We start from the raw sequence: 21,717 nt of genomic DNA, 5'->3' as shown, positions 1-21,717 counted from the left end.
GGCAATTTGTAGCCACATAGAGACGCCGAGGAGTGAAGCAATGCCAACCCAATTGGATTGCGCAATGCAGGCCTACGTCGACAGCAGTCAACGTTTTGCCCCTGAGGAAAACACGTTGGTCGCTCGCCGTGCCGCCTTTCTGCGGGCCTGCCGTGACTGCACCCCGCCGGTGCCTGAGGGGTGGCATATTGATGATATTAATCTCGAGGGTCTGCGTCTGCGCTGCTACCGACCTGGTGGGGCGGTACCTGAAAGCGGCTGGCCGACAGTACTTTACGTACATGGTGGAGGCTGGGACTTGGGCAACCTCGACACACATGACTGGTTTGCCTACGCCCTGGCCCAGCGGGCACGGTTGGCTATTGTGGCCGTCGAATATCGCCTTGCACCCGAACATTCCTACCCCGCACCGTTACAAGACTGCCTCAAGGCCTGGATGGCTCTGCGCAACGGTGAAGTCGATGCCAACCTGAGCCGGATGGCATTGATGGTTGCCGGTGATAGCGCTGGCGGTACCTTGGCAGCCGGCCTGTGTAGAGCGCTGCTTGACGCTGGCCAGCCGCAGCCCTTGGGGCAACTGCTGGTTTACCCGGTACTCACCGCACGCCCGGATCTTCCGTCGATGCAGGAACATGCCCAGGCCCCGATGATGACCGTGGCGGGGTTGAAGCAATCACTGCAAGGCTTTCTTCCCAATGAGGCTGAGCGCAACGCCCCCTGCGCGATGCCGCTGGAGGCTGATGACTTTGCGGGGCTGGCACCAGCGCTGGTAATCGTGGCCCGGATTGACCCGCTGTGCGATCACGGCATCGCCTACGCTGCTGCGTTGACGAAGCACGGCGTGCCCGCCGAGGTTTGGGTGGGTGAGGGCATGGTGCATTCGAGCTTACGAGCCTTCGGCGTAGCCGAGATCGAGCGGGCGTGGGCACACCTCTCTACACAATTGCTGCGCTGGGCGAACGGCTGACTGAATCAGGTGCTTTCGCGCACCACCGAGCTGAAGCCCACATCTTCCACACTCATTGGTGCGTCCACCGGCCGTCCTTGCAGTTTAAGTTTGCGGTCGCTAAGTCGCCTGCCAGCGCTCGGCTCTCGGAAGGCATCCGCTGTCTCGCCCTGAATAAGATTACGCCTCCCACCGCAACTGATCGCAGCGTCATATGCTCTTGTCGATGAACTCCGCAGCGTCGGTGAGTGCCTTACGTGCAGCAGACAGCTGCGGAGCAAACAGATGCCAGACATGGAACATCTGTGGCCATACTTCTAGCCTGACATGCACTCCCGCTGCCCCTGCAATCCTGGCAAGCGTGCATGCGTCGTCCAGGAGAATTTCATTCTCCCCAACTTGAATCAGCAGCACAGGGAAGCCCCTCAGGTCGCTCTCACAAATTGTGTATGGATCTTGGCGCGTAGCTGCCAGATAGGCAGAGGCACTGGCTTTGAGCTTGTCGGCAGAGAGAAACGGATCAACACAAGCCTTGGCCTGAACGCTCGCTCCTGAAAGTTCGAGATCAATCCAGGGAGAAAAAAGTACAACGCACCCCGGCAGCGGGATGCCTTTGGCTTTGGCCTTGATCAGACTTCTGACAAGGAGATATGCGCCGGCCGAGTCGCCAACCAGAACAACCTCGGCTGCATTATGGCTATTGAGCAAGGCTTCATACGCTGTGAGTACATCATCCTCTGCCGCTGGTGAAGGATGTTCAGGCGCACGTCGATAATCGACGACGTAAGCCGTTGCTGATGCTGCTGCCGCAAGTGTGCCGGCCACCCCTGCGAAGCCTTCGGCACTGCCGACCATGAAGCCGCCACCGTGCGCATAGAGCAAAGCGCGAGTTGCACTGGGCGGCCCAACCACCCGCACTGGAACACCCCCCAGCGCGGAAGGTGTCGAGGTGCAGCCGGCAGGCGGTGGGAACCGCTTGCAGAGTTGATCGTACCCGTCCCTTGCCTCCGCCAATGAAGCAGGCGGTGTAGCTCTTCGAGCAAGCAGCTGCGCATGTACGTTATCTAATTCGTGTTGGCTCATCGTAGTCTCTTGGCAGATAGTCAGATATCGAGCACAAGCTTTGCCGATCTGGCGCGCGAGACGCACTGGAGAATGACTTTGTTCGAGGCGCGTTCCTCGTCGCTGAGTACGTAATCGCGATGCTCGATTTCGCCTTCAAGAACGCTGCACTCGCAGGTACGGCAGAGGCCCTCACGGCAGGAAAAAGGCGCCAGGACCCCCGCAGCCTCCAGCACCTCGAGAATGCTCTTGTGGGCGGGCACGGTCAGCTCCATCTGACTCTGGGCCAGTTCGACCACGAAGCTTCGGTCGGCCCCCCTGTCTGCGTCGGCACAGGTGGGCACGCTGAACAGTTCGAAATGCACCTGGCTGCCTGGCAAATGGCGCAGGCTCACGCTGCGGACTGCATCCATCAGCGGGGAGGGGCCGCAGCAGTACACGTGGTCGGACTGGTCGGCCCGGCTGATGAACGACTCCAGGTCGGGGTGGCCCTGCATCTCGTCGTCGGCGTGGAAAACCAGCTCGCCGCCTCGGGGCAAATGCTCGAGGTAGGCTGCCCGAGCGCGAGAGCGAACACAGTATTGAAGCTTCCAAGGCTTACCCACCGAGTCGCACCAGCGAATCATGCTGAGGATCGGCGTGATGCCGATTCCCCCCGCGATAAAAAGATACGCCCTGGAATTCGGGTCCAAGGAAAAGTTGTTACGTGGGGCGCTGATCTCCACGGAATCACCCTTGTGAAGCTGGAGGTGCACAAATGCAGACCCGCCGCGTGACCCTTCGGCAAGGCCAACGCCCAAGGAGTAAATCCCGCTTGCAGGGTCGTACTGGTGAACGGAGTACTGCCTGACCAGCCCGTTTGGCAAACGGAGATCGATGTGAGCACCAGGCTCGGTGGCTGGGAGTCTTCGTCCGGCCTCCCCCTGCAGGCGGATGTCGAGGATCGACTCAGCCGCCTTCGAAATTGACACCACGCGAACACGCGTCCAGTCGTTCATCTCAGACCTCCTGAACCAGGACAGGCACTTTTGATTCCTGCTCTGCCTTGTACGTCTTCGCTACCAGCCATCGGAAATAAGACAACGCGGCGTCAGCGCCGATCGGGATCATTTTGAAGTCAGACGTGAGCTTTAGCATTTTGTCCTGTGCATGAATCATGTCGCTGTCTTCTTCAAACGCTTTGATAACCTGGTCGTGAATCGCCTTCGTCACGTTCGCATCGTCGATGGCGAAGTTGTGGGGCTGCGAGAAGAAGTAATGAGTCGACTCATCAGTCTCGGGGGTGAGTGCCTGCGTGCTGCGGAACTCAGCTGCATCGAAGCGATTACCCAGCTTGGCGTCATGGCCGGTAGGCTGCATGCCTGAGTCCATGAGGAAGATGCTGGGTAGCAGAAAATCATAAATATTCCAGCGATCCACCAAGCCCGAGTAGTTCTTGACTTTCTGCACGAAGGGCGCCGGGTTGATCCCCTCGCCCCAGCGGGTAACTCGTACTCCGTTGGCCAGCTTCTCTACCTGAGGAATGCATGCGGCATAAGCCTCGTCGCCACCCAGGGTAGTCGGGTGGATATATGGCAGGTGTGCAAGATCGAGAAGGTTGTCGGCGATGAGCAGATAGTTCGTCGTGTAGTAGGTATAGCCCTCGAGGCTGCGCCACTGAGGGTCATCCTGCCAGTGAGTGTCAGGAATCAGTGCTGGATCTGCCAAGTGCGCCTCTCCCATCCAAATCCAAATCCACTTGTGCTTCTCGACAATCGGGAAGTTGCAGACTTGTGCTTGGGGAGGAATGCGATCTTGGCCAGGAATCTCGACACAACGTCCAGCGGTATCGAACAGGAGGCCGTGGTACATGCAACGAAGTCGATCGCCTTCAAGCCGGCCCTTCGACAACGGTGCACCACGGTGGCAGCAACGATCCTCGAATGCAGTGATCGAGCCGTTGGTGTCGCGCCAGAGCACCACCGGGACGTTTAGGAGTGTCCGTGCAAAAAGCTCGCCCTGAGCTACTTCACTGGACCAGGCAGCGACATACCACGTGTTTCGAATCAGCATCAGGTGTTCCTCAGGTGTTTTTTGTTATAGGTACTTGCACCTTTTCAGCCTAAAGCGTGATGATTTATGTGCATAGATCATGAGGTTAATTCAGGCCATGCATACCATTCATGGTAAGAAATTCGACATGAACCTGTTGGTTGCCTTCGACGCATTGCTCCGGGAGCGAAATGTATCCAGGGCGGCTGAGCATCTGGGGTTGACCCAGAGCGCTATGAGCCACGCCCTGCGAAGGCTGCGTAAGTTCTACGAGGACCCGCTGTTCGTGCGCATTGGGGATTCTATGAAGCCCACGCCGTTTGCTGAGCAAATGGCGTCCTCAGTGCTGGAAATCATGTTGGCTGTGCAGCGCAATCTGATGGCGCAATCGAACTTCAACCCAATGACATCGACGCGTGTCTTCAGCCTGTGCATGACGGATATGGGTGAGTTGGTATTCCTGCCGCGGCTGATAGAGGAATTGCAGCAAGTAGCCCCCAACTGTCGGCTTCGAACCTCCCAGTTGCCGGCTGAAAACATCCTCAACGCCTTGGAGAGAGGGGAGATCGATCTTGCTATCGGTTCTCATTACATTCAGGAGTCCAGTCTGTTTCAGCAAGAGCTGTTCAGGCACTCGTTCTCCAGCATCGTCAGTCGGTGCTTCGAGCAGGACCAGATGGATGTTGAGACCTTCCTCTCGATGAAACACATATCGGTGGTCCTGTCGGATAAGAGCACCCGTTACGACCAATTCATTGAGGATCTTGGCCTACGTAGGGACATCTACCTGACGACGCCCCACTTCATCACCATTCCGATGATTCTGGAGAAGAATCCCGGGTTGATTGCCACGGTTCCAACAGAGCTTGGCAAAACCTTCGAGCGATATAGTGCAGTGAAGGTGATCAACACCCCTGTGGCGTCGCCGGCTCTCTATCTCAGACAGTACTGGCACCCGCGGTACCACCATGAGTCTGGGAACATCTGGCTTCGTCAATTGATGAAGCAGGTGTTTGATCGGTTCATGAGCTAACCAGGCGGATGGTTCATGAATTCGGGCGTACCTCTGACGCGAACCTTCAGTCTGCTGCGTCGTCTGCGGAGATCTTCTGATGCACCAAGGGGTTCTGTCCCGGTGGCGTTAGCTTGAGCCAACCTTCTTCCAGGGATCGCAGCAACTCGTGCAGTTGCTGAAGCCGCGCGGTATCGCCCCGCAACTCCCCGAGGCCTGCGGTACTGGTTGCTGCCAGCTGAGTTGCTGCGGAGTCGATCGCTGTTTTGCCCTTCTTCGTGAGCCGGATCAACTGGCTCCGACGATCCAGATGGTCGGCCACTCGATCAACAACACCTTTCTCAACCATCTTGTCGACGCGATAGGTTGCGGCGCCAGAGGTCACCTTCAGCAGCCGGAACACATCAGTAGGCCTCATGCAGTAAGGCTTGCCGCTACGTCTAAGAGCGAAGAGCAGAATCAGTTCCTTGTGATCTAGCCCAAGGCTCGCTGCAATTTCGGACAGACTCTGATCGATGAGCATGGACAGACTCCTGACTCGCAGCGCGACGGAGAGGCCGGTGTGGTCTAGGTCCGGCCTTTCCCTCATCCATGCTTGAGCGATAGCTTCGGGGCTTGCGGTTGGTGAGAACAGCTCGTTCATGGTCGATTCCAGGACTATGGATCAGCCGATCATACCTCACGGCTGGCAGATACAAGCACTGCTAAGGGATTGCAGTACTGTTTCGGTGGTTAACATGCTAACAAATAAGCTTGACAGTAAGATTAGCGCTGGATAGCTTTGTATTATCTTAACCGCTAAGAAGAATAAGCGTTAAGATTAACTGAGCATGATCGAGCCGTGGCCCGCCATAAAAACAAGGAAAATTCCTATGCTTACTGCAGAACAGAACCGCCTCCTGACCGACGTGACCCCTGGGACGTCGCTAAATCGGTATTGGAAACGCCACTGGATTCCAGCACTGCGCAGCGAAGCGCTGGCTGCGGGAGGCGATCCGCAGCGCGTAGAGTTGCTGTGCGAAAAGTACGTCGCCTTTCGTGGGCACGATGGGAAAGTGGGCTTTCTCTATGAAGCTTGCCCGCACCGTGGCGTGTCCCTCGCGCTTGGTCGAAACGAGAACAATCGCCTGACCTGCATCTTCCATGGCTGGAGTTTCGACGCGGACGGCAACTGCACCCGCATGCCTACCGAGAAAGATCAGAGCTTCTGCCAGAAGGTGAAGGGGCAGGGGTTCGCGGTACGCGAAGGCGGCGGGATCGTTTGGGTATACCTGGGGGATGGTGAGCCGCCGAAATTCTCTGACTTCGCGTTCACCCACTTGAGTCGCCAGAATGCCCGCCCGCGAGCCTCTTATAATGAGGCTAATTGGCTGCAGAACCTGGAGACGCTGATGGACTCCGCGCACATTGGGCTTCTGCATCACGATACGACCGCCGATGCGAACCTGCCGCAGGCCGGCCTGCAGCTCGTCACCGGAAACGACACTCCCAAGTACACGCTCGAACAGCGTCCCTACGGACTTCGTTCGTATTCGTTGCGGACCACTGGTGGTGAGAAAGACTACCTGCGCGTCACCGAGTACGTTGCACCGGCCTCGGCGTTTATCGGCACGACCGATGCCGAAGCAGGGTTCCTCATCATCGTGGTTCCGGTCAACAACACCCGCAGCCTCCAGTGGTACGTCTACTGGGATGCGCGCCAGGACATCGACAGCAACCTGCCCGACTTCGCTTTGCTCGGCACTGATGAGTCGGACGACAACTTCGCTGGTTCGCGTCAGGGGCTGCCGAACTACGGCCAAGACCGCGAAGCCATGCGTGCAGGGAAAACCTGGAGCGGTGTGCCCGGCGTGATATTTGAAGACTATGCGGTGGCAGAGAGCATTCCGATTGTTGACCGCACGCGTGAGTTCCTAGGTAGCGGCGACCTTGCGATCGTTCGGTTGCGCCGCGAGCTGATGGAACGAATCCGCCAGTCTGATGCTGGTGAGGATTGTGTACAGGCAGATGCTAGTGACTACCGCGCTCTGCGTGCTTTAGCTGAGATGATCCCGGTCGGTACGAACATCCAGAACTTCACTAATCAGAAACAGCAGGAGCGCTGCGAGCGCTTTGAATAACGCTTGCCCACATAAGCGCCAGAGATTGCTGGCGCTCGGTTTTGCTCCAGAAGCGTGGTGATTGCTGTCATGAGTTCCCAGAATTCCTTCTCTGTTTACGTTAAATCTGTCGTCCATGAAGCTCACGATATTCTCTCCTATGAGTTTTTGCCTTTACCCGAGGCAGGCGCCGAACTACCGCCGTTTTCAGCAGGGGCGCACATCGACCTGATCATTGAAGGTGCGCCACTCAGAAGCTATTCGCTTCTGAACTCCCAAGGCGACAAGAATCGCTACGTGATCGCCGTTGCCAAGGATCCGAAGAGTCGAGGTGGTTCCAGGCTGATTCACGAGAAGCTGCACTGCGGTGATCAGATCAAAGTCAGTGCGCCCAAAAATTGCTTTGAGCTCTACGAAGGGGGTGGCAAGGCGATTCTATTGGCTGGCGGCATCGGTATTACACCGATCTGGTCGATGGCTCAGCGCCTGGAAAACTTAGCCATCAATTGGGAGCTGCACTACTTTGCGCGGGGGCGTGAAAACGCAGCGCTGTTGGATCGGCTCGAGAGCTCTTTCAAGTACGGTGAGGTGCACCTGCATTTCGCTCAGTCCGTGGACGAGACTGTCAGCACGATCAGCTCGCTCTTGAGCACTGGTGACGACGATACTCACTTCTACTGTTGCGGTCCTTCCGGGATGCTGAACTCGTATCTAGAGGCATCGAAGGCAGTTCCTTCCGAGCGGGTCCATTACGAGAGTTTTGTGCCGCTGCAGGAAGCCAGCACTGGAGGCGGCTTCGAGGTTCATCTTGCTCGCTCCGGCAAGACTGTCAGTGTTGTCGAGGGGCAGAGCGTCCTGGATGCTCTGGGTCAGGCTGGGGTGGAGGTGATGAACTCGTGCCGCGAAGGGATCTGCGGCGCGTGTGAGGTCCAAGTGCTTGAGGGGCAGCCAGACCATCGTGACTCGATCCTTAGTGAGTATGAGCGCTCGAGCAATAAGACAATGTTTGTCTGCTGCTCCGGGAGCAAGTCGCCCCGACTTGTGTTGGACCTTTAATCCCGTACTTCAGCAGATTGATGCGTAAGCGTCCGACCCGGTCACCTTCCAAAATCCGGCTGTAAGGGCGGTGGTGTCCGCGTAATTTTTGCGGACGGCGCGCGGTCGGTTCTGTCCGAGCTCTCAAAAGGGTCGCCACAAGGGCTAGGTACGACAGCGCATTAAGCGAAAAGCAGACACTATCGCTGGTGTATTCGAGCAGTAAACCAGCCAGTAGCGGGCCAACGAACCGCGAGCAAGTATACAAGGTCGCGTTCAGTGCCAAGGCGTTAGGTAGATCACCCCGATCGCCAACAAAGTTGCTGAGCAGTGACTGACGCAGCGGCGTGTCGAAGGCGCTCAGCACGCCTAGGAGTGCGGACATGGCGACGATCATCGCTGCGGTGATCATTCAGGTCGCCGTATCGCAGCCTGCGCTGCCATGAGACGTTGCGTGACAAGCAGTAATCGAAGCTTATCGTGGCGATCGATCCAGGCGCCGGCGACTGGGCCTATGAAAAGTTGAGGCAGTAGGGCAAGGCAACTGGTTTTCCCTAGAAGCGCAGCAGAGTCGGTCAAGCGGTTTATCAGCCATGCCAGGGCAACCTGTTGGATCCAGGTTCCTAGGGTTGATACCGAGTGGCCTGCGAAATACAGGCTGACATTGCGATGCCGAAGAGCCCTCAAGCGCTTTGGCTAACCAAAGGACGCAAGCATCGCTCACTCGCTCGAACAGAGAAAGCGCAATGATAGCGGAAAAGCCACTACAGGGTTTACATGTTAACCAAGTCCCCATGGAACTTGACGCGGCATCGCTTCGTACTGCCTCACGAGCATCGAAAGGGTCGTGAAAAGTACAATCGAGTGCTCGGAAGTTGCATTCAAGTTGGTGGCGACACGGTTCCATAATAACCGCACCTCTCTTACTGATCGCGAGAGCTTCATGTGCATATGCTGGCCGTCTTGCGTCACAACGCCGGCCTCAAGGCAAGCCACCAATAACAATCAAGGGTCGCCGAAATGAAAGCACCAAACTCTCTTCTTGAAGATCTCAAATCGATCCTTCCTGCCATCGCGGCCAACGCCGAGCGAGCGGAGAGGGAGCGAATGGTCCCCGCAGAAAATATCACTCTCCTGAAGGGTATTGGGATGCACAGGGCCTTCCAGCCGCATTGCTACGGTGGTATGGAGATTTCTCTCCCTGAGTTCGCGGACTGTGTTGTCGCATTGGCGGGGGCATGTGCCAGTACCGCTTGGGCTTTCAGCCTTTTGTGTACTCATAGCCACCAACTGGCGATGTACTCCAAGCAGCTTCAAGACGAGGTATGGGGCGAGAACTCCGATGCAACGGCGAGCAGCAGCATTGCACCGTTCGGCAAAACCCTGGAGGTGGAGGGGGGGGATCTGTTCAGTGGGGAAATGGGATGGAGTAGCGGCAGCGATCATGCTGAGTGGGCGATCATGGGCTTCCGCCGCCGCAATGCTGCAGGTGAAGAGCTTTATTGCTTCGCTGCGCTGCCTCGCAGCGACTACGAGATCAGAGATGATTGGTACGCGGCTGGTATGAAGGGGAGTGGCACAAAGACGCTGATCGTGAAGGACGCTTTCGTTCCCAATCATCGCATTCAGGCAGCAAAAGACATGATGGAAGGAAACTCCGCAGGCTTCGGACTTTACCCCTACAGCAAGATTTACTACACGCCGTACCGGCCTTATTTTGCAAGTGGCTTCTCGGCAATCAGTTTGGGCATTGCAGAGCGAATGCTCGAGGCATTTAGGGAAAAAACGCGCAACCGCGTTCGTGCCTATACCGGTGCCAGCGTTGGTGCTGCCACGCCCGCACTGATGCGCCTAGCTGAGTCGACGCATCAGGTCGCTGCGGCAAGAGCTTTCCTCGAAAAGGGGTGGCAAGAGCATGCCGACCACGGCGAGCGTCATCACTACCCGAGCCGAGAAACGCTGGCCTTCTGGCGTACCAATCAGGCCTACGCCGTCAAGATGTGCATCCAGGCTGTCGATCGACTGTTTGAGGCTGCAGGTGGTACGTCTTGGTTTGAGAGCAATGAGGTGCAGAGGCTGTTCCGTGACTCACACATGACCGGTGCTCATGCGTACACCGACTATGACGTTTGTGCACAGATTCTCGGACGAGAGTTGATGGGCCTGGAGCCCGATCCGACCTTAGCCTGACGATCAACCTCTCTTGAACCTTGCTAGCTCGCCGGCCTCGCCGGCATGAAGGAATCTGCCATGAATAAGAACAACGAAGTGGGCCTGGACCCGCGTGCCTTTCGACGTCCGCTGGGTAACTTCGCCACCGGCGTCTCAGTAATGACTGCGGCGGCCGGTACGGAGCGTGTCGGCATGACCGCCAACAGTTTTAACTCAGTCTCTCTGGATCCGCCCTTGGTGCTTTGGAGCATCGACAAGCGTGCCAACAGCCTTGACGTGTTTAACCGCGCTAGCCATAACGCAGTAAATATTCTGGCCGCAGATCAGATCGACCTGTCCAACCAGTTTGCTCGCCAAAGTGCCGATAAATTCGCCGGAGTCGATTGCGAAGAGGGGGCCGGCGGAGCTCCGCTTCTGCCAGACTGTGCTGCGCGTTTTCAGTGTGAGATGCATCAGCGCGTGGATGGCGGGGATCATTGGATCTTGATCGGTCGGGTTGTGGCGTTTGACGACTTGGGAAGGGCACCTCTGCTTTATCACCAGGGTGTGTACTCCAGTGTTCTTCCACATCCAAGGCTGCGTGAAGCGCAAGCAGGTTTGCCTCCAACAGCGTTCCAAGGGCGCCTTAATCACAACCTTTACTACCTCATGACCCAGGCTGTTCGCTGTTATCAGGCTGAGTATCAGCCTCGCCAGCTGGCAAACGGCCTGCGTACCAGCGAGGCGCGCATGCTGATGGTCATGGAGAAAGACGCCAGTCTTAGTACTGTTGCGCTTCAACAGCTGGTGGCGATGCCTTTGCGGGAGATTGAGGAGGCTCGAGCGATTCTGGAGCGCAAGGGTTTGGTACGTAGGAATGAAGACGATTGCTCTTTGACCGCCGCGGGTCACGACCAGGCAGAAACATTGTGGAGTATTGCCGAAGAGCAGCAAGCGCAAATCTTCGCCCGATTTGCTCCTGAGCAGATTGAAGGCTTTAAATCCGTGCTGTGCAGCCTGATCGCCAGCGGCTAATCCGGGGATCGGTAGAAGTGCCAGAAGGGAGGGGCCAGCGGCCGCCTCCCTTTTTTTCGTTCCGACGAAAGTGCGCCAGGAATGCCTAATCTGCGGCTTCAGGCAGTGAGCAGTCTCTGTCATTACCTATTGAATTTTATAGCCTTTCCGATGTAGAAGCTCGTATCAAGCTCATTTGACAATACGATACGTACAGTATTATATTTGGACACCACAAAAACGAGAAGAAAAAATGACCAATCGTAGGCTCAGTGTGATGTGGTTCGTGCCCCCCGCGATCGCAATTGCCGCCTCTTGGAAAGAGTGCGCGGGATTGTCAGTTGAGACAAGCCGTACCCAGTCTTCCGATGAGCAGTTTGCTGCGCTCTCGGACGGCAGCGTAGATGCCGTTGTGACTTCGATGGACAACGTCTTCCACTGGAATCATCGGCCTGGCCCCAAAGACTTCGTCATAGTTGCTCAGCTAGAGACCACGACGCCACTTTCCATCGTTACCTCCCCTCGCATCAAAAGCGTCAGCGATCTCGGTGGCGCAAAAATTCTGGTTGATGCTCCTGAAAATGGGTTCGTCATTGCTCTCAGAGCCATGCTGAATCAAGCAGGCCTGGATCTACCTGATTACACGCTTGCCCCGGTGGGGGGTGTGAAAGAACGCTATGTGTCATTGGTAAACGGGGAGGGCGATGCCACGCTCCTTGGCCCGCCGTTCGACACGCTCGCAATCAAGGAAGGGATGCATAAAATTGCTGAGGTGCAGGCGTATTACCCCGAGTTCCCTGGTCAGGGACTGGTCGTCAGAAAGTCATCGCTGTCCTTGAATCCAGGCATACGGCTTTGGTTAAACAACCTTTCCGAGACCCTCGCTCAGCTTCCCGAGAATCTGGAAAGGCTCCAGGAAAGTCTTTCGGGCCAAGGGCTCCCTGATGAAGCTGTTAATGCAATGATCCTCGCGATCCCGGTATCGCTTACACCCGATGAGCGTGGTGTAAATCTGCTAATTGAACATCGGCGGCTGCTTGGATTGATCGGTTCGGATGCTAGCTACGATCAAGTTGTATCCCTAGACTGATATATTAATTTTGGAGTGGGTATGAAAAAGTTCGCATTAGGTACGTTCTCCATTCGAGGTGCAGGTGCTGAGAAGTTTGCTGGCCTTGTGGTGGATCGTAAGATTGCTCCGATTTCCAAGCTGGCAGAAGTTTACGGCAAGCCTGAGCTTGCCGGGAAAAGTGTACTCGCTCTTCTAGATTCATGGCCCACTGCTTTCCAGGCACTTAACGTACTGGTAGAAAAAATTGATACTACCCAGTGGTACGATGAGAGCGATCTTGAGTTTCACCCGGCTGTAGATCTTCCCAGGCAAATATTCTGCACGGGCGCAAACTATCGAAAGCACGTAGTCGATATGACCGTAGATGCCAATGTCGGACCAGAAGGGCTCAGCAAAAAAGAGCTTAAGCAGTGGGCTGAGGAGATGATGGACAATCGGGTCGCGAGCGGCGAACCGTACGTATTCACTAAGCCGGTGTCCGCAATTTCTGGCCCCTATGACGATCTGGTTTTGCCGCCAACTACTGAAAAGCCAGACTGGGAGCTGGAATTGGCGGTCGTAATTGGCAAAGAGGGATACAACATCCGCGAAGCGGATGCAATGGATTACGTGGCTGGATATACCATCGTAAATGATATCTCTGCCCGCGACCTGATCCCGCGAACCGATTATAAAATGCTTGGGACCGATTGGTTCCGCTCGAAAGGGCAGCCAGGTTTCCTGCCCTTGGGCCCTTACGTTGTGCCTAAATGTTTCATCGACAATCCGTATGATCTGCTTATGAAGCTCACGGTTTCCGGGGCGGTCATGCAGGACGAGACGAGCGCAGATATGCTTTTTAATATTGAAAAGCAAATTGCATACATCTCCAAGTATGCAAAACTCTTACCCGGCGACATTATCTGTACCGGTTCTCCTGCCGGTAATGGCACCCATTACAATCGTTATCTCACTGAAGGTGACGTTATGGTCGGTGAAATATCGGGTCTCGGGCATCAGCGCCAGAAGTGTGTGGCAGGGGCGAACTGAGGCAGACCATGCAAACGCTAAATGATAATCCCGACCGTGCACTACTTGAAAAAATTATCGCTGGTCAAACGTTTGATTTTGCTATCGAAACAACGGAAGGACTGAAGGAACTCGGTGCTCGACTGGTAAGCGGATCGCCAGGTGAATTGGAATTCAGTTTTATGGTATCGCCTAAGGCCATTCAGGGTAATGGTGTTGTTTCCGGTGGAACTTTGATGACCATGCTGGATTATGCAATGGCCTATGCAGTCCTCAGTAAGCTGCCTTTCGGAAAGACCTGCGCGACCACTAGCATCGCTGTGAATATGCAGTCTGCAGCAACACCTAAGCGGCTAAAGGTTACCGGTAATGTCGACCGTGTCGGTCGACAGGTGGCATTCGCCAGAAGCGAAGTGCATGACGTCGAGAGAAACATATTGATAGCAAATGCCTCGGCAACGTTCTTGGTCATGGATGTAAATCCAGGCGGAAAAAAATTTAACCAATAATTATACGAAACGTCCCGTTTCTGTGGAGAAAACATGACTAAGCCGGCAAACCTGGGTTACGCAGCAGTTCGACGAATTGTCACTGGTCACAACGAAAAAGGTGAATCGATCATCGTCAGCGATGGCCATTCGCTAAACGTTGTTGCCGAGCACGGAAAACCTGTCGCTCAGGTGCTCTGGGCTACCGGAGAAGGCCGTGCGGTCGGCGCAGAGCCAGCGCCGGCAGGACACAAATTCGGCTTCCATTCTGAAGGCGGTTCGCTTTTGCGGATCGTGGACTTCCCGCCAGACGAGTCGTACGACAAAGAGAAGCTTCTCGAGTTTCTCGACAAGGAAGGCGTGCGTGATAACGCGCAGCCGCGGCACTTCTGGTTTCACAAAACCGAATCGCTGGACTACGCCGTAGTGCTTGAGGGCGAGATCTACGCAATGCTCGATCAAGGTGAGTCATTGATGAAGGCTGGCGACGTTCTAATCCAGCGTGCCACAAATCATAGCTGGTCGAATAGGTCGGGAAAAAACTGCCGAATGCTGTTTGTGCTCTTGGCTCTCAATGAAGGAGAGGAACTGTGAAAAAGGCGATCATTACCGCTGCTATCACTGGTGGTGCACATACCCCCTCTATGTCACCTTACCTGCCAGTGACTCCAGATGAGATTGCCGAGCAGGCGATTGAAGCGGTTAAGGCCGGTGCTGCCATTGTCCATCTTCATGCGCGTAACCCTGAGGATGGTCGTCCTACTGGCAGTCCGCAGGTGTTTCGTGAGTTTGTCGGCCGTATCAAGTGTGAAACCGATGCGATCGTGAATATCTCCACCGGAGGTGGTGGTCCGGGCATGCCGATCAATGAGCGCGCCGCCGCTGGTATCGATCTGCAGCCCGAGATGTGCTCGCTGAACATGGGGTCTATCAACCTCAATCTTTCCGAAATGGCCAAGAAAGATAGGGAGTGGAGGTACGATTGGGAGGTGCAGCATCTCGAGGCGACCAAGGACCTGGTGTTCAAGAACACCTATGCCGATATCGAGTGGATCCTGAAGACGATCGGTGGTGCAGGGACCCGTTTCGAGTTCGAATGCTATGACGTCAGCCATCTCTACACCCTGAAGTACTTCCTTGATCAAGGCTTGGTGAAGGCGCCGCTGTTTATTCAAACCATCTTTGGCTTGCGTGGGGCTATTGGCTCCCACATCGAGGATGTCCTGCACCAGAAGCGCACCGCTGATCGCCTGTTTGGCGATCAGTATCACTGGTCTGTGCTGGGGGCGGGGAAGGATCAGATTCCGTTGTCCACCATCAGCGCTATTCTGGGTGGCAACGTGCGCGTAGGTCTGGAGGACAGCCTGTACATCGGCCGCGGAGAGCTCGCAGTATCCAATGCAGCGCAGGTGCAAAAAATCCGCGAGATCCTCGAGGGGCTTGGGATTGAAATCGCGACTCCAGCGGAGGCGCGTGAAATCCTGGCACTCAAAGGTAAAGACAACACTGCGTTCTAAGTCCGATAGTTATCTTCTTCCTAACCGGCCCTGTGGCCGGTTTTTTGATGTTCAGTCGATGCCGAGCAGGTGGTACACGTAAGCGATGTGAGATTCGGCAAAAGCCTCATCAAGCGGTGCATGGCCCAGCATAAGGCGCATGTAGACTGCACCATAGATCACATCCATGAGGATCTCGATGTTGGTATCTGCTGGTATTTCTTCACTCACCTTCCACTCTTCGAGTACTTCACGCACAACTGCTCGACGGCCGTAGTGGAAACGTTCGCGGAATGCCCGCAAGATCGAGGGGTCTGATTGCCCTTCGGCAATAATCTGAGCGACCAGGCGGCCGGGCCAACCCGAGTATTGCTCGACCAGCGATTCGAAGTGATAGGCCAGGGCTTCGCGCGGCTTAAGATCACGTGGAATCGTTGTCTTAACCAGGTGGTTTTCCATAAAGGCGTCGATAACTACAAGCGCCTTGGAGTCCCACCAACGGTAGATCGTCGCCTTGCTTACTCCAGCTTCGCGTGCAATCGCCTCGATGGAGATGCCCTGAATGGATTTGTCTTGGAGTAGGCCGATGGTCGCGCTAAGAATTTGACGTCGAGTTGCCTCGCTGCGGGGGCGGCCGACTGATGTTTTTTCGTTCGATGCGGTCTTATTAACCTGCATGCATGCATCCTGTTAATTAGCTAAAACGCTCGTGCAATCCGCTTTGGAGATGCTTACGATACGATTCGGACAGTATATTGTCTACGCTTTGGTATTGCTACCGCAGCGCCGTGAACCTGCTGGTTGAAAGCGAAGGCCTGGATGGAACCGTCTCTTAATGCGGAGTCTAGCAAATGGCTTTACAAAACGATACGTGCCGTATAGATTGGTTTTCGAGCCCAAGAATCAAATCAGGTTTACTCAGCTTGATTCGCCGGTCGGTCCGGTGGTCTGGACTGGGGGCGCCCGGCGGCGATAAGCGCTGGCAGAATAGGGTGGCAGGTGGTCGCAAGAGCGCATGCCTGTCATGTATCAAGAGCTGGCTGGCTTCGTCAGGCCTGCTGGTCAAACCGACAGCACGATGAATAATAAGAAGGTAAACGAATGAACATTATTGGCCCAGATATGCTTGTCTTTGGTGTGGATGATGTTGCTCTCTGTGAGCAGTTTCTGACTGACTATGGTCTGACGCCTGTGGGCAACGGCCGTTTCGAGGCCCTTGATGGCACTGGCGTTGAGCTAAGGCAGCGTAACGATCCTTCTTTGCCGGCCTGGGACCTCCCGACTGCCAACATGCTGCGCAAGACCGTCTACGGCGTTAAAGACGCCTCGGTGCTGCAGCAAATCAAGCAAGAATTCGAAGGTGAGCGCGAGGTTAAAATCCTGGCTGATGGCTCACTGGAGCTCGTAGACGATCTTGGCTTCGCGCTTGGCTTCCAGGTCACTGTGCGTAAACCTCTCGATCTACCCGCGGAAGTTATCAACGCTCCTGGCGATGCCCGCCGCCCCGCAAACGTAACCGGCGTTCCGTCCGATGTCGCCACCCCCATCGACGCACGCCCGCGTTCGCTCTCTCACGTTGTGTTCTTCGTGCCCGATATCGACAAGGCTGAGGCGTTTTACACCAATCGTCTCGGCTTCAAGCTGACTGACAAGTTTGTCGGTATGGGCCCATTCCTGCGTCCTGCAGGCACCTTCGAACACCACACCCTGTTCTTCATCCAGACCCCGCCGCATCTTCAAGGATGTGAGCATTTCACCTTCCACATGGGTGGCCCGACCGAGGTTCTCAGTGCTGGTACTGCGCTGGTCAACAAGGGGTACGAAACTTTCTGGGGCCCTGGCCGCCACCGTTTTGGCTCCAACTGGTTCTGGTACTTCAATACCCCGATGGGCTGCCATATCGAATACGACGCGGATATGGATCAGCATGATGACAGCTGGGAGCCTCGCATTGCTCCAGGGATCATGGATAACTCCCAGGTCTTCCTGTTCCATTGGCGCGAGCAGTGGGCCCCGGGCGGCGCCCCCCGTTAACTGACGTTGATTCGGGAAAGTCGCTATGGAAAGAATCTGCCATATCGATGATGTATTGCCTGGAGCTTCTATAGGGTTCCGATATTCGCCGTTTGGCAAGGACGATATCTTCCTAGTAAACAAGTCTGGGAAGATATATGGATATCGGAACTCTTGCCCGCACTGGCCGGGGGCAACGCTGCCCCTGAGGAAGGACCAATACCTGGATGGAGCATCGAAGTATATCGTCTGTCACGGGCACGGCGCATTGTTCGAGGTTGATACCGGTGTTTGTATTCACGGCCCCTGCGTGGGAAGCAAACTCACCGCCCTGTCAGTGGCCGTAGACAAGGATGGTAATATTTTTGTAGTAAACGCCTAGAGTAGTTTCCGTGCCTGCTGCCTTATTCCAATAAATGGCGGGGTGGGGCTCTACTTTCCGGGTGACTCATTTCTAATTAAAACAAAAAAAGACGGAGTCTCGCCATGAATAATACCTGTGCTTTGCGAGCGGCTACCTGCTGCTTCGGTTTTTTGCTGTCCTCGCATGTTTATGCTCTGGAGGGGGGGACTTCTAGCTACCCAGCAGGTACGGTAACTGTAATGAGTGGTGCAGTGGGAGCGCCCGGTGAAACAACCTTCTACACCTACAACAAGCTGATCGATATTAATTCGATTCGAAATAATGAAGGTAATAAAGTCTTTCCGAAGGCTAAGGGGCGTATTCACGCCCACGCCATTCGGGTTGTTCACACGCTGGACGGCCCAAAGTTTCTGGGTGGTGATATCTCTGTGCAGGCCGCACTGCCTTACGTAAAAGGTCATATCAATATCCCGGCGCTGGGGCCATTCGAGCGGGACTCTGTCAGCGGCATGGGCGATCCGATGTTTGGATTCTTGGTCAGCTGGATGTCTGCAACTTACCTGCATAACATTGATATTGAGCTGATTGCGCCGTGGGGAAAGTACGACGAGCACGCCCTCATCAATGCAGGTAACAATACCCGCGCCTTGTACATGGGTTATGCTTTTACCTGGTTGCCAATGGATCGCGTCGAGCTCAGCTCGAAGATCAGCCTGAACTACAGCTGGGAGAATAATGATACAAACTACCAGTCGGGTGTTCAGCTGGTGGCAGACTATGGCCTAAACTATCGAGTGTCCCAGAACTGGTTAGCAGGTGTCGGTGGATACATTTCTACTCAGCTGACCGACGACCAGTCTAACGGCCATGATATTGGTAACCGTAGCCGCAGCACCAAGATCGGACCGCAGATTGGCTATGGAACTCGTGAGTGGGGTTTAGTCGCCGCGTACCAGAACGACGTCTATGCCCGCAATACTTCGGGAGGTGACACGATCATGCTCAATGGCTTTCTGAAGTACTGATGTGCTCACACGCCCAGCCCGAAAGGCTGGGCGTTTTGAAGCGGAGAGTACCAGGCATCCAACCTTGCTCCTTCTATACCGGACTTTGCAGCGCACCTTCGGTTCGCCAAAGCACTGATCGCGCGGTAGTGTAGGCTTCCCCCCCTCTGACCTAGACTTGCGAACCGCCTCGCTCACAGTCCTTACTAAGCTTGTTAGAGCTGAAGCAGGACCTCGCCCGTGAGCTGGGGAACCTTGCGCGTGGAGGCGTGATTGTGCCGTAGGGCCGCTGCGCAGTCAGCACCTACAAGTTTCTGGATTTACGCCTTCCTGTCGCATTTCTTTAAGTTCTGCGGAGGTCTCGTGCTGTTAGTAGTTTATAGGGCAGCTCACTCCCGGATATTGTCCAGACAATCAGTTGCAAGATGATCTTATTAATACCCATTCTCCATTTTTTGGCGGCCGGAATTATATTTATGCAACATCAAGCTCCGGAAAACTTCAAGGTCAAGCGCAGTTTGGCTCAGCAACTGATGGCAGTATTAAGTGAGCGCATACGCACTGGCCAACTCAGTCATGGAGACAGACTCCCGACTGAGTCGCAACTCATGGCCGAGCAAGGTCTTAGCCGCACCGTCGTTCGGGAGGCGATCTCTGGGTTGAATGCGGCTGGACTTGTAGAGACACGGCATGGTATCGGCACGTTTATACTGGGGCCTTCGATAGGCGCACTGCAGATCGATGTATTCGCCATCAAGACCATTCGGGGTGTACTGGATGTGCTGGAGCTGCGTATAGCCCTGGAAGTTGAATCAGCCGGTTTAGCTGCGCACCGGCGCAGCGATGCGCAGCTCGCAGAGATGCGTAGCACACTGGACGAGCTCAACGATAAATCTACGCATGGTAAAGCCGCGGCGTCGGCGGATTTTCGATTTCATTTGTGCATTGCCCAAGCCAGCGGCAATCGGTATTTCGCAGATATTGTCCAGAGTCTGGGCGGTGGCATTATCCCGCGCTCACGCATCAACTCAGCCGCTGTAGCGCGTGGAGATCAAGCAAGTTATACCCACCGTTTGCAGTATGAGCATGAAGCTATTTACTCTGCTATTGCCCGTCGTGACCTTGAGGGCGCGAGAGTGGCGATGTATTTACACTTGATTCGCAGCAAGTCGCTTTTTGGCTAGCTGAAAGGGACGCGGCGGATCGTAATGTAACCGAGTTCTAGTCATGAATGCTCGAACTGTTACTCCACGGCCGCGCACAGGGGATACACAGTCGGCCCAAGATGCTGCAGCAGTGTAGCCTGCATCAATGATGCGGACGGTGTCATACGCGCTATGTTGTAGGAAGAAGTGCGGTTATGGAACGATTGGCGATGCCAGTGCTTCAGTGCGTAGCGGGGGATAGGCGAGGAGTGTACTCGGCAGCCACCTCTGGCTGCCGAGTACTAGTGAAGTCTGCGGTTACTGATTCAGGCCGCCAAGAGCGACGTATTTGATTTCCAGGTAGTCTTCCACGCCATACTTGGAACCTTCACGACCGAGGCCGGAGTTTTTCACGCCGCCAAACGGCGCAACTTCAGTAGAAATCATCCCTTCGTTCACACCTACCATGCCGAACTCGAGGTGATCCACAACGCGGAAAATCCTGCCCACATCCCGCGCGTAGAGATAAGCGGCCAGGCCGAACGGAGTGTCGTTTGCCATGGCTATCGCTTCTTCCTCGGACTCAAAGCGGAACAAGGGCGCTACCGGCCCGAAGGTTTCATCGCTGAAGATCAACGCTTCGTTCGGGACATTGGTGAGAACGGTCGGCTCGAAGTAGCTCCCACCCAAGGTGTGCCGCTTACCGCCGGTTGCTACCCGGGCGCCTTTTTCTACCGCGTCAGCAATATGCTCTTCGACTTTTTTGACCGCCTCTTCATTGATCAGCGGGCCAAGAACCACGCCTTCGTCCATACCGTTGCCAACCTTCAGAGCTGCAGTAGCCTCAGCGAGCTTCTGTGCGAACGTATCGTAGATCCCCGACTGAACCAGCATCCGGTTGGCAGCAACGCAGGCCTGTCCAGTGTTGCGGTATTTGGCTGCAATGGCACCCTTCACAGCTGCGTCCACATCAGCATCATCGAAGACAATGAACGGAGCGTTGCCGCCCAGCTCCATGCTGGTCTTCTTGATGGTTGGTGCACATTGAGCTAGCAGTTGCGCACCGACCTCGGTCGAGCCGGTGAAGGACAGCTTGCGCACGGTCGGATTGGAAGTTAACTCGCCGCCGATTGCTCGGGCTGAACCGGTCACGACGTTGCAGACGCCTGCTGGCAGACCTGCACGCTCCGCAAGTACTGCCAGTGCCAGCGCAGACAGTGGCGTTTGGCTGGCCGGCTTGATCACGCCGGCGCAGCCAACAGCCCAACCCGGTCCGGCTTTGCGGGTGATCATCGCAGATGGGAAGTTCCAAGGAGTGATAGCTGCGAACACCCCGATCGGGGCCTTCTGCACGAGGATCTGACGGCCTTCAACGTTGTGCGGAATGATGTCGCCGTAAATACGCTTTGCTTCCTCCGCGAACCATTCAATGAAGCCAGCGGCGTATAGGATTTCGCCGCGCGACTCAACCAGGGGTTTACCCTGTTCGGCAGTCATGATGATTGCCAGGTCGTCGATATTTTCAAGCATCAGATCGAAGAGTTTGCGCAGAACCTTGGAGCGTTCCTTTGGCAGGGTTTTGCGCCAGCTTTTCATGGCGCGCTCTGCGGCTGCTACTGCACGCTGAGTTTCGCGCTCGCCACCGTTGGGAACACGAGCTACCAGCTCGCCGGTGGCAGGGTTGCGGACCTCGATGGTTTGGCCGTTTTCGGCTTGAACCCATTGGCCATCAATCAGCATGGCTTCACGCAGCAGGTCAGGGTCTTTCAATTGCAGA

General features: G+C 55.4%; 23 protein-coding genes. 15 read left to right on the top strand and 8 right to left on the bottom strand.

Annotation, left to right across the window (positions count from 1 at the left end):
- The first annotated feature begins 40 nt into the window (after positions 1-40).
- Positions 41-967, top strand: a complete 927-nt coding sequence (locus tag CKW22_RS18735; RefSeq protein WP_095064681.1) for an alpha/beta hydrolase — start codon at positions 41-43, stop codon at positions 965-967.
- Between the two features lie 189 nt (positions 968-1,156).
- Here CKW22_RS18735 and CKW22_RS18730 read toward each other — a convergent pair whose 3' ends face one another.
- From CKW22_RS18730 to CKW22_RS18720, 3 genes are read right to left on the bottom strand one after another with little or no spacing between them, the layout of a single operon-like run.
- Positions 1,157-2,029, bottom strand: coding sequence for an alpha/beta hydrolase (locus tag CKW22_RS18730; RefSeq protein WP_095064679.1), 873 nt, complete (start codon positions 2,027-2,029; stop codon positions 1,157-1,159).
- 20 nt (positions 2,030-2,049) lie between these two features.
- A complete protein-coding gene (locus tag CKW22_RS18725; RefSeq protein WP_095064677.1) occupies positions 2,050-3,006 on the bottom strand; it encodes a PDR/VanB family oxidoreductase in 957 nt (318 codons plus the stop codon).
- A gap of 1 nt (position 3,007) precedes the next feature.
- Entirely contained in the window at positions 3,008-4,060 is a 1,053-nt protein-coding gene (locus tag CKW22_RS18720) for an aromatic ring-hydroxylating dioxygenase subunit alpha (RefSeq protein WP_095064675.1), read from the bottom strand.
- Positions 4,061-4,187: 127 nt separating this feature from the next.
- Between CKW22_RS18720 and CKW22_RS18715 the strand changes: the two genes are divergently transcribed.
- Positions 4,188-5,072 (top strand): LysR family transcriptional regulator, encoded by an 885-nt coding sequence (locus CKW22_RS18715; RefSeq protein WP_160015202.1) that lies wholly within the window; start codon positions 4,188-4,190, stop codon positions 5,070-5,072.
- Between the two features lie 46 nt (positions 5,073-5,118).
- Here the strand turns inward: CKW22_RS18715 and CKW22_RS18710 are convergent, their stop codons facing one another.
- A complete protein-coding gene (locus CKW22_RS18710) occupies positions 5,119-5,694 on the bottom strand; it encodes a MarR family winged helix-turn-helix transcriptional regulator (RefSeq protein WP_095064670.1) in 576 nt (191 codons plus the stop codon).
- Between the two features lie 229 nt (positions 5,695-5,923).
- On the opposite strand from CKW22_RS18710, the gene CKW22_RS18705 reads away from it, so the two are divergent.
- Together CKW22_RS18705 and CKW22_RS18700 are read left to right on the top strand one after the other, a co-directional pair.
- On the top strand, positions 5,924-7,171 hold the full coding sequence (locus CKW22_RS18705; RefSeq protein WP_160015200.1) for a Rieske 2Fe-2S domain-containing protein: 1,248 nt from the start codon (positions 5,924-5,926) through the stop codon (positions 7,169-7,171).
- 69 nt (positions 7,172-7,240) lie between these two features.
- A complete protein-coding gene (locus tag CKW22_RS18700) occupies positions 7,241-8,206 on the top strand; it encodes a PDR/VanB family oxidoreductase (RefSeq protein WP_095064666.1) in 966 nt (321 codons plus the stop codon).
- Here CKW22_RS18700 and CKW22_RS27945 read toward each other — a convergent pair.
- Positions 8,121-8,570, bottom strand: coding sequence for an MFS transporter (locus CKW22_RS27945; RefSeq protein WP_256577324.1), 450 nt, complete (start codon positions 8,568-8,570; stop codon positions 8,121-8,123). The two genes, CKW22_RS18700 and CKW22_RS27945, sit on opposite strands and share 86 nt — an antisense overlap.
- Before the next feature lie 23 nt (positions 8,571-8,593).
- Positions 8,594-8,872 (bottom strand): MFS transporter, encoded by a 279-nt coding sequence (locus CKW22_RS27940; RefSeq protein WP_256577318.1) that lies wholly within the window; start codon positions 8,870-8,872, stop codon positions 8,594-8,596.
- 333 nt (positions 8,873-9,205) lie between these two features.
- On the opposite strand from CKW22_RS27940, the gene CKW22_RS18690 reads away from it, so the two are divergent.
- The 7 genes from CKW22_RS18690 (at position 9,206) to CKW22_RS18660 (ending at position 15,435) form a co-directional block, all read left to right on the top strand.
- A complete protein-coding gene (locus tag CKW22_RS18690) occupies positions 9,206-10,375 on the top strand; it encodes a p-hydroxyphenylacetate 3-hydroxylase oxygenase component (RefSeq protein ID WP_095064664.1) in 1,170 nt (389 codons plus the stop codon).
- Positions 10,376-10,435: 60 nt separating this feature from the next.
- Entirely contained in the window at positions 10,436-11,371 is a 936-nt protein-coding gene (locus CKW22_RS18685) for a p-hydroxyphenylacetate 3-hydroxylase reductase component (protein WP_095064662.1), read from the top strand.
- A 232-nt stretch (positions 11,372-11,603) separates the two neighbouring features.
- Positions 11,604-12,440: an ABC transporter substrate-binding protein gene (locus CKW22_RS18680; protein ID WP_095064660.1), complete on the top strand. Its 837-nt coding sequence runs from the start codon at positions 11,604-11,606 to the stop codon at positions 12,438-12,440.
- Between the two features lie 21 nt (positions 12,441-12,461).
- A complete protein-coding gene (locus tag CKW22_RS18675; protein ID WP_095064658.1) occupies positions 12,462-13,451 on the top strand; it encodes a fumarylacetoacetate hydrolase family protein in 990 nt (329 codons plus the stop codon).
- An 8-nt stretch (positions 13,452-13,459) separates the two neighbouring features.
- On the top strand, positions 13,460-13,939 hold the full coding sequence (locus CKW22_RS18670; RefSeq protein WP_095064656.1) for a PaaI family thioesterase: 480 nt from the start codon (positions 13,460-13,462) through the stop codon (positions 13,937-13,939).
- A gap of 33 nt (positions 13,940-13,972) precedes the next feature.
- Entirely contained in the window at positions 13,973-14,512 is a 540-nt protein-coding gene (locus tag CKW22_RS18665) for a cupin domain-containing protein (protein WP_095064653.1), read from the top strand.
- On the top strand, positions 14,509-15,435 hold the full coding sequence (locus tag CKW22_RS18660; RefSeq protein ID WP_095064651.1) for a 3-keto-5-aminohexanoate cleavage protein: 927 nt from the start codon (positions 14,509-14,511) through the stop codon (positions 15,433-15,435). The genes CKW22_RS18665 and CKW22_RS18660 overlap by 4 nt, the downstream gene beginning before the upstream one ends.
- A gap of 51 nt (positions 15,436-15,486) precedes the next feature.
- Here the strand turns inward: CKW22_RS18660 and CKW22_RS18655 are convergent, their stop codons facing one another.
- Positions 15,487-16,092: a TetR/AcrR family transcriptional regulator gene (locus CKW22_RS18655; RefSeq protein ID WP_095064649.1), complete on the bottom strand. Its 606-nt coding sequence runs from the start codon at positions 16,090-16,092 to the stop codon at positions 15,487-15,489.
- 423 nt (positions 16,093-16,515) lie between these two features.
- On the opposite strand from CKW22_RS18655, the gene CKW22_RS18650 reads away from it, so the two are divergent.
- From CKW22_RS18650 to CKW22_RS18635, 4 genes are all read left to right on the top strand, one after another.
- Positions 16,516-17,448 carry a VOC family protein gene (locus tag CKW22_RS18650; protein WP_095064647.1) on the top strand — a complete coding sequence of 311 codons (933 nt, stop codon included), beginning with the start codon at positions 16,516-16,518 and terminating at the stop codon, positions 17,446-17,448.
- A 25-nt stretch (positions 17,449-17,473) separates the two neighbouring features.
- Positions 17,474-17,809: a Rieske 2Fe-2S domain-containing protein gene (locus tag CKW22_RS28180; protein WP_095064645.1), complete on the top strand. Its 336-nt coding sequence runs from the start codon at positions 17,474-17,476 to the stop codon at positions 17,807-17,809.
- Between the two features lie 104 nt (positions 17,810-17,913).
- Complete coding sequence (locus CKW22_RS18640; protein ID WP_095064643.1) at positions 17,914-18,816, top strand: transporter; 903 nt, start codon at positions 17,914-17,916, stop codon at positions 18,814-18,816.
- A gap of 455 nt (positions 18,817-19,271) precedes the next feature.
- The gene (locus CKW22_RS18635) at positions 19,272-19,979 is read left to right on the top strand and encodes a FadR/GntR family transcriptional regulator (RefSeq protein ID WP_095064796.1); all 708 of its coding nucleotides are present in this window, start codon (positions 19,272-19,274) and stop codon (positions 19,977-19,979) included.
- A 279-nt stretch (positions 19,980-20,258) separates the two neighbouring features.
- Here CKW22_RS18635 and CKW22_RS18630 read toward each other — a convergent pair whose 3' ends face one another.
- Complete coding sequence (locus tag CKW22_RS18630) at positions 20,259-21,716, bottom strand: NAD-dependent succinate-semialdehyde dehydrogenase (RefSeq protein WP_271910701.1); 1,458 nt, start codon at positions 21,714-21,716, stop codon at positions 20,259-20,261.
- Position 21,717 lies beyond the last annotated feature (1 nt).

It is taken from the genome of Pseudomonas sp. Irchel s3f19 (assembly GCF_900187555.1).
Taxonomy (GTDB): domain Bacteria; phylum Pseudomonadota; class Gammaproteobacteria; order Pseudomonadales; family Pseudomonadaceae; genus Aquipseudomonas; species Aquipseudomonas capeferrum.
This window is presented reverse-complemented; position numbering and strand designations above follow the sequence as displayed.